This window comes from Telmatobacter bradus, from assembly GCF_048629425.1.
GTDB classification, from domain to species: Bacteria; Acidobacteriota; Terriglobia; order Terriglobales; family Acidobacteriaceae; genus Telmatobacter; species Telmatobacter bradus.
In genome coordinates, this window is sequence record NZ_CP184532.1 from 4,569,914 (window position 1) to 4,582,649 (window position 12,736).

Genomic DNA, 12,736 nt, shown 5'->3' on the forward strand with positions numbered 1-12,736 from the left:
TGCCTTGGCCTGCGATTCCGCATTCTGGCCAGTCCATCGTTCAAGCGACTCTCCAGTTGCGGCAGAGAAACCACCCGCAGACTCTCACCGAATCGCAGCCGATTCATACAGCTCTCATCAATTAGGTAGAGGTAGGTAAAGGAAGAAGGGCGTTGCAAGAAAAAGGTGGCAAAAAACAAAACGGGCACCGAAGGCGCCCTTACGTTTCATCTATGTTTTCCAAATCGGCCAGTGGCCTTTGGTTGCGGGGGTAGGATTTGAACCTACGACCTTTGGGTTATGATCGACTCAAAATTTTGGTAAGTTACGGAAAACAGGGAACGAGTGGTAACCCTGAGATACCCCTGGGAACGGCTGGAACAGCTTATTGGGGACCGTATGGGGACTTGTTTGGCGGATTGCCGACGAGTGCCCAACGATCTGCCAATCGGACCCCATTGCCATTGGGAACCGATTGGGAACACGTCTGACGACGGCCCCAACGAGCACCCAACGACGTGTCGCTCTGCCGTCAGCCGAGCGCGACCGCTGCTGTCGCCTCAGAGGATCAGTCATGATTCTTCAACAACCCTCCACCCATCTGGAAGGCAATCAGCCCCTCGCCGATTTTGCCAATTTGCCTCCCAAACCATACCGCTCGAAGCTGGAACCACATCGCGATCTGATCCGCGAACTGCGGCGGGGCGGGCGAACCTATCGCGAAGTAGCCCAACTGTTTCAAGAACGGCTCGGCCTATACGTTGCGCCGAGCACTCTCCATTCCTTTGTCAAGGTTCGGGCCAAGCATCGCAAGCGAACACAATTTGAATTGCCGCCGCTGGAACTCGCAGTGGCAGAGTCACCGGCGCTCGACCGCGTTGCCGCCCTCAAGGCAAAGCCGACGGTACGGAATCCAAAGCCTACCCGCTTCGTCTTCCGAGAGAACGAACCTCTGACACTGAGAGTTAACGGAGGTGAGCAATGACGGCATTTTCAAAGCGTGTTGTCTTTACCATGGGTGGCAAAGGAGGCGTCGGCAAAACTGGCGTCATAGTCTCCTTGGCCGAGTGGTTCGCATTGAACGAGATTCCTGTTACGCTGCTCGATCTCGATACTGAGAATAAGGCGCGGGGCTCTCTCAAACACTTCTTCAATGGCACTGTGACCAAGGTCAACATTCACACGCCTGCGGGTCTCGATGCCTTCGTCGATCATCTCGACGCGGGTACACCCATCATTCTTGCTGATATGGGGGCCGGTGCCGGACAGGTGGCTGCCGATTGGTTCGAGTCGATGTACGAAGATGTCGCTGCAACTGGCGTCCGCTTTACGGCAGTCGGTGTGGTCACGCCGGACCCGGCGAGCGTTGAAAGCGTCCTTGCCTGGGCAAGCCGCCTTCAGGATCGGGTGGAATATGTCATCGTCGAAAACGCTACAAGCGCCTTGGCAGACTTCACATACTGGAGGTCCACTGAACAGGCAAATCGCTTCCGCGAAGCATTCACTCCGGAAATCTTGCAGATGGAGTTTCGGCTTGCGGAACTTGAAAACCCTGTCCGGCAACATGGAATCCAATTGGGACAAGTTGCAGACCGCAAGGCCGACGTAGATGAGTTGAAGAGGGCCTCTCTCGTTATGCGCGCCCAGAGCTATAGACGGCGGCTCTTCTCTGAATTCGACCGTGCAAGGCAGGTGTTCTTGCCATGAGCGCAGCTCCCATTCCATCCAAGCTCGCAGTTGTTCCGGAGGGAGAGCCGACGCTGTTCGACTCTCTCGCCCGCCTTGCCCCTGAAGAATTGCAGACCGCATATTATCGCGTGCTCGCGCATACCCGGACGCTCAGCCCTGACGATGAAATGCTGCGCATTCTCGAAGCGATGGGAATTCTGGCGCTGCTCACACGCCACACGCCAAAGGATATTGCCGACGAGCGCGAACGCTTTCAGGAGTTGCTCGAACTTCATCGACAATTCTCAGATGAGGCGCAACAGAAGATGCTTGGCTATGTCCGCGAACTGGAGGCGCGGATTTCTGATCTTCCCAGAGGAATCAAGGCCAGCCTTGATCCTGAGCAGATTGCAAAAATGCTCGGCGAAAGCCTACGCCAACACTTTATTCAATCGGGCATATCCGAGACCGTGAAGGGCCTGCAGGCCACCAGCGCTGTCATAACAAGTTCACAAAAGGAACTCACGACGGCGTTGCACAATCTGTCGAATTCGCATGGTGGTGTTGTCGCTCAGGTGGAGAATGCCAACAATCGACTAGAGTATTCCCTGGAGAGCCGGGCGAAGACGATAGATGCCCTCTTGCATGAATGGAAATGCGATCTTCTCCGCATCTGGATTCCGCTGGTTGCCGGAGCGGCGATATTAGTCGGGCTGTTTGGAGGAAGCGAGATACAGGGCTGCCGGGATGCGGTTCCCGTGTCGACCGGTATACCGACGCCTGGACAAACCGTCCCGGCTCCAGCACCACAACAAGATGCCGTGCCGGTCAGCGGTCCAAAGAGTCCGCACCACTTACAGATGGATGCAAGAAACCGGCACTGAGAGCCTGGGGGCTATCGATTGCGGTAAGCATTTCCAAGCTATCAGCGATAGGCCCTCAGTTTTCCCTCGCATATTTCAAAATGTCCTTCATGCGTTGACAGTCTATGAAGTGACAGTCTCACCTTGATACAAGCAAAATGAGGTATCCAAGCCACGTCAGGCATAACCATTCAACCTGAGCATCTACGAATGCAAGACGCATCAGTAGAAGCGCAGAACAAGACCTGCGTCCAGGTGCAGGTTGTTCTGTACGCAAGTAGTCGAGTTAGGGAGCTGTGTCCGTAGCCAATCGGCCTCAAATACACGCACGGCCAATCGGCGTGAGAGTGCGTAATTCACACCGCCTCCAACTTTTTGCGTCAGGCTGCTGGCGCTCGAAGTTGCTCCGCTGGCATTGGGAAAGACGCTGTTGAAGCCATTTGCCTGCCCAACCAGTGCTTGCCCGTAAAGCTCAGAATGGCGATGACGTGCGTGCTGCCAGGTATAGCGCGGGCCGAAAGTCATCGTTACCATATCCAGCCCCACGCCGGAGCCATGCATATTGCCGGTGTGCTCTCCGGCCAGATCGGCCACCACGCCAAACCCATGCGAAAAATATCCTTCCACTTGCATACCGCCTCCCTGCAACCAGAAGCCATTGCCCGCAGTCTCATTTCCGTGCAGAGCATCGTATGTGATCGCGACCTCCAGATAATTTGTAGGCGCAGTTGTGTCTTTCTTCTCACGCGGTGCATTTTGCGCCGCCGATGCGGTTGCTGTCATCACTCCGAAGAGGAGCACCCCACTGATAAATCTGTGCATTGAATCTCTCCTTCTCGTTTACTGCACGTTGAGCGTAACGGTGAAGCTGTGCTGCAGGCCGCCTCCGGTCGCGGTCACTGTCACCGTGTAATCCTTGGCCGAATGCGCAAAGTAACTGCCGCCGCATCCGGTCAACGCGGCTGAAGCCGCGATGCCGCCCAGCAAAATCACGAAGCAGAGCCAGTAGCGTCCCTGTCGCCGCATCTTCTTTGCGCCAAGCAGCGGGAACAACAACAGCGCCAAGACCAGCGGAGCCAGCTTGCGTCCAGACTCGGTCAATTGCGCCGTCGCCGCTGCCGTCTGAATGGTCATGGTCACCGTCTGCGCGCCAGCAGTGGCCGAAATCGTCGCAGGCGAGAAGGCCACCGTCGCGCCCGTGGGCAGTCCGCTGGCCGTGAAGGTTACCGTGCCCGCATAGCTGCCGCTATTGGGAGAGATAGAAAAGCTGTAACTGACCGCGCTGCCCGGAACCACCGTCTGCGTGGTCGTGGTCGGAGTTGTAAGCGTGAAGTCCTGCGCGGTCGAGGCGTCATTCACCGTAACGCTGACCGTCCCGGTGACAGTGCTGTAATCGGTCGTATCGGTCGGCGTGAAGGTCACGCTTTGCGAGGCCGTTCCCACTGCGGGCGCAGTGGTTGGCGTGGTGAAAGCGAAGCTGCCAGCGACGGAAGCCGTTCCGCCGCTCAGCGTGGAAGAAGCTAGCGTCTGGCCGTAGGTGATGGCGCTTGCCATCGGCCATGCGGAAACTGTCGGCGTGGCCTGCGCGACTGTAACGCTGACCGACCCGGCGACTGTGCTGTAATTCGTCGTTTCGGTCGGCGTGAAGGTCACACTTTGCGAGGCCGTTCCCAGGGCGGGCGCTGTTGTTGGCGTGGTCCATGCGAAGCTACCCGCGACGGAAGCCGTGCCGCCGCTCAGCGTGGAAGAAACTAGCGTCTGGCCGTAGGTGATTGCACTTGCCATCGGCCATGCGGAAATGGTCGGCGAATCCAGGACCACCAGCTTGTAACTCCAGCTTCCGTAGTAACTGTTGCTATCGGTCGCGGTAATCGCAAAGCTATTCGTTCCTGCCGTGGTGGGCCTGCCACTCAGCACTCCCGCGGAGCTCAGGCTGAGCCCGGCCGGCAGAGTGGAGGTGGTGGAATATGTGTATGGCGACGTTCCGCCGGAAGCGGAGAAGGTCACGCTATAAGCGCTGCCGACCGTACCGTTCGTCAGACTCGTCGGACTCGAGGTACTCGTCGGCGAAAGCGTGATCTCCACCGCCGAGCCACTCAGGCTGATGGTCTGCGTGGTCGCGCTGACGTTGAGCGCGTCGTCGGTCATCACCAGCGAGCCGGAGACCGTGCCCGACTGTGTGCTTGTCGGGGTGAACTCGACGTCATAGGTGCAGCTCGCACCCTCGGCCAGCGTGACAGCACTGCCTGATGTGCTCACCTGCGGGCAGGTGCTTGTGCTCGCCAGCGTGTAGCCCGTGGAGAGGCTGGCATTCGTGCCCGTCGAAGGTACCGGGAAGGTCAGGTCCGCGTTGCCGTCGTTGGCCACGGTAACGGTCTGCGGACTGTCGCTGCTGGTCGCGCCGGAGGAAGTGGTGGCAAAGCTCAGGCTGGGCGGATCGGCCAGATCGATCTTTTTCGCCGTATTTGTAGCGGCACTATCACTGACGACATCAACAACAAATACGTTGCCGCTGCCGTCTACCGCCACGCCTGTGGGAGAGCTAAATCCGCTGCCCACGGCATTGATCGTTGAAGCGCTAGAGACCACGCCCTTGACCGCTACGATCTCCTTCACCAAAACATTTCCCAGATCTGTGACGAAGAGATTGCCGCCGGCGTCCACCGCCACGCCATAGGGAAAAACGAATCCGCTGCCCACGGTGGTCACCGTCGAGGAGCTGGTAACCGCGCCATTGACCGCTGCGATCTCATACACCGCCTTACCACCCTTATCAGCGACGAAGACGTTGCCGCTGCCGTCCACCGCCACGCCATAGGGGAGGTTGAAACTACTGGCTAGCGTGCTGATCGTCGAGCTGCTGGTGCTGGGGAAGACAACCTGCGGTCCTGACCCAATGCCCCTGAGATGCGTGCTGGCGATGACGCCGCCGCTTGAATCGAGCAGTTGTACCACACCCATGCGCAGGCCGGGGTGAAGCGGGTTGAAGTGCACCGCGATCACGCAGGAATCCCCCGAAGAGTAGGTGGTCGAGGTCGAGCAGGTAGTGCTGGCACTCACTGCCGTGAAGTCTTTGCCGCTGGCACCCTGGGTCAGGACATTCCACCCGCTGGGCATTCCTGAAGATGTGAAGGTAAATGGAATCTGCGCCGTGGCGCTCGCGCTTCCCACACTCACCGCGCCAAAATTCATCGTCCCTAGCAGAAACTCCTCCACTACACCACCGCCGGTGTCCGCAGCGAAGACATTTCCGTTGGCATCTACTGCCACGCCTCTCGGAGAGGTGAACCCGCTGGCCACGGTTTTGACCGAGGAATCGGCCGCAACAATCTCGTATAACTTTGCATTGCTGTAGTCCATGACAAAGACATTGCCGCCGGCATCCACCGCCACGCCTGCTGGAACTGAGAACCCACTGCCCACCGTGATGACCGAGGAAGAGGGCGAAACCAAACCGCTGATCGCCACGATTTTTCGCACCAAACCGCTCGAGTTATCCGCAACGAAGACATTGCCGCTCGTGTCCACAGCCACGCCTGTCGGATAGCCGAACACGAATGTCGTGCTCAGAACGTTGACTGTCGAACTGGACGAGACCGCGCCGCTGGTCGCCACAATCTCTTCCACATGATCATTGCCGTTATCGGCGACAAAGACATTGCCGCTGGCGTCCACCGCGACGCCTCTCGGAGAGTAGAATGCGAACTGAGTGCTCAGGGTGATGACTGTCGAACTGGACGAGACCGCGCCGTTGGTCGCGACGATCTCCTTCACCGCATTGTTGCCGGTGTCCGCGACAAAGACATTGCCGCTGGCGTCCACCGCAACGCCTCCCGGAGAGGCGAATCCACTGCCGACGGTGATGACCGTGGAAGAAGACGAGACCACACCGTTGGTCGCGACGATCTCCTTCACCACACTGTTGCCGGTGTCCGCGACAAAGACATTGCCGCTAGCGTCCACCGCAGCGCCTCCCGGAAAATAAAATCCGCTGCCCAGGAGGAGCATCCCATTGCTCGCCGTCTGCGCCTGCGCGCCAAGCGCGGTCAGCAGAGAGAGGACAGCCAGCATTCCCAATACGGCAACCCGCCGCGCCGGAAGCCTCAGCCAGCCGAAACCGGGGCATAAATGAGCGAGAATCCTGCGGATTATGGTGCGAAACGGCGTCAAATGTAGCAGCCAGCGGCGGTCGATCATAGTCATCCTTCTTTCGATTTCTTGCGGCACAACACAGGGCATACATGCGGTTCTCTCGCACCGGTCGGAGCATCTCCGGTTGCATCGCCGCCCGAAATCCCTCTGGAGCAGGCCCGTTCAGGGGCAAGCCATTGCGGGCACAGCGATAGCCATGTCCGGAGATCATCGAGAGTCGTGCTGGAGAGCCCGATCATGGCCCTAAAATAACCCATTATTTATCTATAAGTTAGATAAAAAGCAGCACAAAAGTCCTATACTTTGGTCTAGTCTTCGAAAATAAATATGCAGCTATTGATCCGGCCCTTAAATAGTGCTACTGGGATCCCACCCTTTCGCTAACTGAACAAGAAGCAGATCCTTCGACTCGCTTCGCTCGCTCAGGATGACAGAAAGGATGGGGCACACAATGCACTGGGGTGAACACAGTATTTACGGACCGGATCTATAGGAGTTCAGTCCAGGAGGGAATCGGGAGCCACGTGCAGCTTGCTGGCGTAAGCGATCGCCTGGGCACGATTTTCCAAGTGGAGAAGGTCGGCGATCTCGCCCATGTGGTACTTGATGGTGGCCTCAGCCAGTCCCAAATCGAAGGCGACCTCTTTATACGGGCGGCCCTGGGCGACCATATGAAGAATCTGCATCTGCCGCTCGCTCAAAGCAGGAACTTTAGGCGCGGCCTTGCGCTGGCGGGCTTTGCGCTGCTGCTCACGGTGGGCAAACTCGGCCAGGATTTTGGCTGCCAGCCCGGGCGAAAAAGGCGATTCGCCCCGCGCCATGCCCGCCAGCGCCTCCACAAAATCCTTCTGCGGCATACTTTTGAGCAGATAGCCGCTGGCTCCGGCGGCTATAGCCTCGAAGAGATGCGTTTCATTCTGCGAAACGGTCATCATGACGATCTTCATGCCGGGCAACTTGCTCTTGATGGCCCGTGTTGCCGCAATACCGCTTTTGCCCGGCATCTGAATGTCCATCAGCACGACATCGGGCGTCAGAAAGATGGCCTGGGCGACCGCCTCCTGCGCATTGTTCGCCGTGCCCAGAACAACAATGCCGTTGTCCTCCAGCAGGTCCTGCAGCCCTTCGAGAAAGAGAGCGTTGTCATCGGCCAACAACACCTTCATGGTCGGAGTCCTCTCCTTTAGGATAGTGCCTCTCCTCGGAATGGCGCACATATTGAGAGGGGCAGCTTCACGGTGACTCTGGTCCCACCCTGAGAACGGGAATCGCACTGAAGCCGCGCACCGATCTCCGCCGCCCGCTCCCGCATGATCTGGAAGCCATGATGCCCGGTTTGCTGACCCAATTGCCCCGGGTCAAATCCGCATCCATCGTCTTCTACCAGGATCTTGAGTTCGTCCCCTTCCCTCTCGATCACCACCTGCACATGGTTGGCGTGAGCCGATTTCCTCACATTGACCAGAGCCTCCTGCAGAATGCACAGCAATTGCACTTCGACGCCGGGTGAAAGCATTTCCGCTTGCCACTCGTAACGTACCACCAACTCAGCCTCAAGATCGCAATGTTCGCGATACCAGCGAAGCTGTTCTTCCAGCGCAGGCAACAGTCCTTGCTCACGGGATATGCCCGTCTGTAGCCCGGTGATGGATTCGCGCAGACCAACGTGCATCTCCTGGACCACTTCGATCAGTCGATCCAGGCGCTGCATCGCTTGCGGCCTATCGTCTTTGACGACAGAGTTGCGAGCGGCTTGCATCTGCATGAAGAGATAACTCCAGAGCTGGCCCGGCCCATCGTGCAGTTCTCGGCCCAATCGCGTGCGCTCTTCCTGCGTCGAGAGCGCCTTCTCCTGTTCAACGATGTGCGCGTGTTGCTGCTTTTCGTGTGTAATATCTTTGAAGACCAGCACCCGGCCCAGCACATGGCCCGCTGGAGTCCGCAACGGGGTTTGCGTTACCAGGTAGAAGAGAACCGCGTCGCCTTGTCGGCGTTGAGCCTCCCAGATAGAAGCGGAGTCATCACGACAAGCCATCTCCGGCCATGCCTGCTGGGCATCCACGATGGTCTTGCCTACGGATACAGTCGTGCCGGCAAAGATGATTCTGGTCGGAGCATTCAATGCGACGATGTATCCCTCGTCGTCGATGACCAACAGGCCATCTACCATTCCCTCAACCACAACTTCCCTGGCCAGAGGGAGAATGCTATAAAGCCGCCAGCGATGAAAGGCCCAGAGGGTAATCAAGCCGGAGAGACAAAAACCTATTGCGCACGGGGCGATACTGTCGAGACCTCGCAATCGAGAAACAAGCTGCCCGGACCAGGTAAAGATGCTGGGAACCAGAAACATCCAGGCCTGACGCCGCCTGAGTCCCGCATTGCGCAGAGCCCAGCGGGTGTTGATCCAAAGGGTAAAGACATTCAGCGCATAGATAGGCAGGCTAATACTATTGCCAAGCAAGGAACGGGGCGAATGAAAGATCCCGTCCGTTATGCGCAGAGAGTTCCAAAGCCATCCACGCCATGCGCAAACGACGATCAGCAGAAAAAGAATTCCTGCACCGCACTGTATCGTGCGCCACCTCAACGCCGATATTCTTCGGTCATAGCCGCTGAGATTGGCTATAAAACGAAACCATAGATAGCAAACAGAAAAGGATAGTGCCGTGCCGATCTGAAGGCAAAGAATCTTCTCCTCAATCAATGCACTGCGACTGCCCAGAACCAGAACGAGCAACCAGAGACCTTTACTCGCCTGCAACCACACCTGCCAAAGCGCACCCTGCTCCTTGCGATACTGCCAGGTATGAATGGAGAGTCCTTCGAGAATGGCGACGACCCCCAACGAAAGCCAGAGGGAAATCGCACTGGGAGAGATCGGATAGGATGGCATGGGCACTTGCGACTATTCTATATTTCGCGCCTTGCTTATGCCCTGCCGCTCGCAACCAGAAACAGACATAAAAGACCATAATTCCTTGGCAATGTTTTCAGTCCTCCTCACGAAGTACTCGAACACACTTCGAACGATCGTCGAGTTTTCTCGAACGCGGTTCGGCATTATCCGAATTCCGTTCGATATTGATGGAATTCAGCAGAATTTCTAAGCCGTGAGGCTTAGGGATGATGTCTATCTTCAAAACGAGTACAGCGAGAACGCTCTTCGCCGGACTCAGCCAAAATGACGCTTGCAGATTCAGGGCGCATGGATTGCAATACGGGCAGACCGGGTGCGGAACTGGCTTCTGTTGGCTACTGCACTGACGCGACAATCAGGACGGCAAAAACGCAAAAGCTGTTGCATTGCAAATTCGAACAGCGTTAGCGTCAGTTTATGCTGACGATACGGGCCATGTCGGGCGGTGCCGGGTATGCCCAGCGGCATCTCGAACAAAGCGATTACTACGATGAGCATCGCCGGGTTCAAGGCGCGTGGTATGGTCGTGGCGCCGAATTGCTTGGATTGCGCGGCGAAGTGACTCAGGAGCATTTCGAAGCAATTCGGGAGGGTCTGAATCCGGAAACCGGCGAGTTCCTCCGCCCGCGGCACAGTGCAGACCGCGCGAAAGAAGACGGCAGCGAGCAAAGCAAGGGGAGGTCACTGTACGATCTGACCTTTTCCGCGCCGAAGTCGGTTTCTATTCAGGCCCTAGTCGGCAGGGATGAGCGTCTGATTGCGGCCCATGACAAGGCTGTCCGAGAAGCACTTGCGGAGACTGAGGGCCATGCTGCCACACGCGTTCGCTTGAACGGCGCAAACGAAAATCGAACGACGGCAAATTTGGTAGTTGCGTCGTACCGCCACGACACCAGCCGCAAACTTGATCCGCAACTGCATACCCACGCTGTAGCCGCCAACCTCACCTATGACGGCGCAGAAGGCCGCTGGAAGGCGCTCCAGGCATCGAGTTTGTATGGGCGCCGGGCGTACCTCACCGAGGTCTACCGAAATGCGCTGGCGTGTGAGGTGCGCGGCCTGGGATACGAAATCGAACCGCACCGCGATTCCAAAGGCAGAGACTATGGATTCGAGATTCGCGGTGTTTCGAACGAATTACTCGTAAAATACAGCGTGCGGAGCGCGCAGCGAGACGCCGCTATCGAGCAGTTCACAACAGCGCGTGGCCGCAAGCCAACAGATAACGAAGTTGCCGTGCTGGTGCGTGAAACCCGTGCGGAAAAATTGACGGAAATCGCAACCGAAAAGGTCAGAGAGCAGCAGCAATCGCGCCTTGCTCCAGAGGAAAGACAGACGCTGCGACATCTCCATGCGAGTTCTCTGGAGCAGAATCCGCGCATTCATCACGAATTCTCACAGGCATCGGAATCTCTTCAATATGCCAAAGAGCATCTCTTTGAACGCAACTCCGTTGTACGTGACCACGAATTGATGACTGAGGCTCTGCGCCATGGGCGTGGGCTGATTGGCCCTGGTCAATTACGCGGCGCGCTGGAACTGGAGCAGTCGCAGGGTACACTTATCCGCGCCGGGAACAATCTCGCCACACGCGAAAGCCTTGAACGAGAACAGCGCATGATTACGACAGTAGATGGTGGCGTCGGGCGCTTTGATCGCCTGGGCGGACAGCACGAACTTCACCCTTCCGAGCGTCTTCGCGAAGAACAGCAACGAGCTGTTTATCAGGTTCTCGATTCATGTGACTTGGCCATCAATCTGCGCGGCGCGGCGGGAACCGGCAAGACTGCCACGTTAGGTGAAATCGACCGTGGCTTGCGCGATGCAGGTAGAGAGGTGGTGGTTGTCGCTCCTACTCGCAGCGCGGTAGAAGAGTTGCGGAAGGTCGGCTTCCACGATGCCATGACGATTTCGCGCCTACTGGAGGACAGCACGACGCAATCCTCGCTGCGAGGCAAAGTGCTGATCGTCGATGAGGCAGGCATGGTCTCAGGTCGCCAGATGGAAGGTGTGCTCAAGCCGGCAGAGCGCGAACAAGCGCGGATTCTGTTTTCTGGGGATACACGGCAAATTCAGAGTGTAGAGGCGTCGGACGCTCTCCGCATTCTGGAGCGGGAATCGCAGATGAAGAGTATTTCGTTGACTGGCGTACAACGGCAGACACAGCCAGAGTATAGGGATGCAATCCAGACGTTGAGGCAATCGCCAGAGCAGTGGTTTGAAAAGCTGGAGAAACTCGGTGCCGTTCGCGAGGTTCCATATCTGGAACGAGCACAGGCCGTGGCATCGGCTTACCGGGAACTTGCGACTGATTCAAACCGCAAGGTGCTCGTTGTTGCCGGTACTCATGAAGAGATTGGCAGAATCACGCACGCAATCCGCGAGGATAGGAAACAGCACGGCGAACTGGAACGCGGCACGGCTTTTGAACGCTATTCACCGCTGCAATGGACCGAAGCGCAAAAGAAAGACCTGTCGAACTATCAGGAAGGGCAGGTCCTGTTGTTTCATCGCTCTTCGCATGGGGTTGCCCGGCATGAAACGCTCACAGTTGAGTATGCGGACAAGTCGCACATCGTTGCCAGAGACCTGCAAGGCGTGGAACGCATGGTGAGTCCAACACAGGCGCGTTCCTTCTCTGTGCACGAGTGCAGCCAGATTGAAATTGCTTCCGGCGACAAACTATTGCTGACAGGCAATCGCCGCGAGGCGGATTTCCGCGCCACAAACGGCGAACTAGTGAAGGTGCGCAGTGTTGACGGTGGCCGCATTCAACTTGAAGATGGCCGGATGCTTCCCGCAAACTATCGTGAATTCGACCACGGCTATACGATTACCGCACATCGCAGCCAAGGCAAGACCGTCGATGCGGTGATTCTCTCCGGCGATACGATGAAGCAGGAACAGTTCTACGTCGCCGCGTCACGTGGCCGCGATGAAATTACGATCATCACTTCTGATGTAGATGGATTACGCGAATCGCTCGGCATCTCTGCGGCGCGGCCGTCTGCGACTGAACTGGCAAGAGAGCAAGCTCAAGTTCATCCCGCGCCGGAACACGGCCTCGCTCAATTGCCTATACAGAGCATCGAACCACCAACACCGCTCCATGAAATCAGTATCGGCCACGAGTTAGGCATAAGCTTGTGACTTT

8 protein-coding genes are annotated in these 12,736 nt (G+C 57.2%); 4 read left to right on the plus strand and 4 right to left on the minus strand.

The window, feature by feature from the left end; all coding sequences use genetic code 11:
- The first annotated feature begins 553 nt into the window (after positions 1 to 553).
- The 3 genes from ACOBR2_RS18970 to ACOBR2_RS18980 are packed head-to-tail and all read left to right on the plus strand — an operon-like array spanning position 554 to position 2,531.
- Positions 554 to 964, plus strand: coding sequence for a hypothetical protein (locus ACOBR2_RS18970; RefSeq protein ID WP_420237657.1), 411 nt, complete (start codon positions 554 to 556; stop codon positions 962 to 964).
- Positions 961 to 1,686 (plus strand): hypothetical protein, encoded by a 726-nt coding sequence (locus ACOBR2_RS18975; protein WP_420237658.1) that lies wholly within the window; start codon positions 961 to 963, stop codon positions 1,684 to 1,686. The genes ACOBR2_RS18970 and ACOBR2_RS18975 overlap by 4 nt, the downstream gene beginning before the upstream one ends.
- On the plus strand, positions 1,683 to 2,531 hold the full coding sequence (locus tag ACOBR2_RS18980; protein WP_420237659.1) for a hypothetical protein: 849 nt from the start codon (positions 1,683 to 1,685) through the stop codon (positions 2,529 to 2,531). The genes ACOBR2_RS18975 and ACOBR2_RS18980 overlap by 4 nt, the downstream gene beginning before the upstream one ends.
- 201 nt (positions 2,532 to 2,732) lie before the next feature.
- Here the strand turns inward: ACOBR2_RS18980 and ACOBR2_RS18985 are convergent, their stop codons facing one another.
- The 4 genes from ACOBR2_RS18985 to ACOBR2_RS19000 all read right to left on the minus strand — a co-directional run bounded on the left by ACOBR2_RS18985 (position 2,733) and on the right by ACOBR2_RS19000 (position 9,558).
- Positions 2,733 to 3,332 carry a hypothetical protein gene (locus tag ACOBR2_RS18985; RefSeq protein WP_420236364.1) on the minus strand — a complete coding sequence of 200 codons (600 nt, stop codon included), beginning with the start codon at positions 3,330 to 3,332 and terminating at the stop codon, positions 2,733 to 2,735.
- 18 nt (positions 3,333 to 3,350) lie between these two features.
- Positions 3,351 to 6,707 (minus strand): putative Ig domain-containing protein, encoded by a 3,357-nt coding sequence (locus tag ACOBR2_RS18990; protein WP_420237660.1) that lies wholly within the window; start codon positions 6,705 to 6,707, stop codon positions 3,351 to 3,353.
- A 452-nt stretch (positions 6,708 to 7,159) separates the two neighbouring features.
- Positions 7,160 to 7,828 carry a response regulator transcription factor gene (locus ACOBR2_RS18995; protein WP_420236362.1) on the minus strand — a complete coding sequence of 223 codons (669 nt, stop codon included), beginning with the start codon at positions 7,826 to 7,828 and terminating at the stop codon, positions 7,160 to 7,162.
- Between the two features lie 17 nt (positions 7,829 to 7,845).
- Positions 7,846 to 9,558, minus strand: coding sequence for an ATP-binding protein (locus ACOBR2_RS19000; protein ID WP_420236361.1), 1,713 nt, complete (start codon positions 9,556 to 9,558; stop codon positions 7,846 to 7,848).
- A gap of 441 nt (positions 9,559 to 9,999) precedes the next feature.
- On the opposite strand from ACOBR2_RS19000, the gene mobF reads away from it, so the two are divergent.
- On the plus strand, positions 10,000 to 12,732 hold the full coding sequence (gene mobF / locus ACOBR2_RS19005) for a MobF family relaxase (protein ID WP_420237661.1): 2,733 nt from the start codon (positions 10,000 to 10,002) through the stop codon (positions 12,730 to 12,732).
- The last annotated feature ends 4 nt before the right edge of the window (positions 12,733 to 12,736 follow it).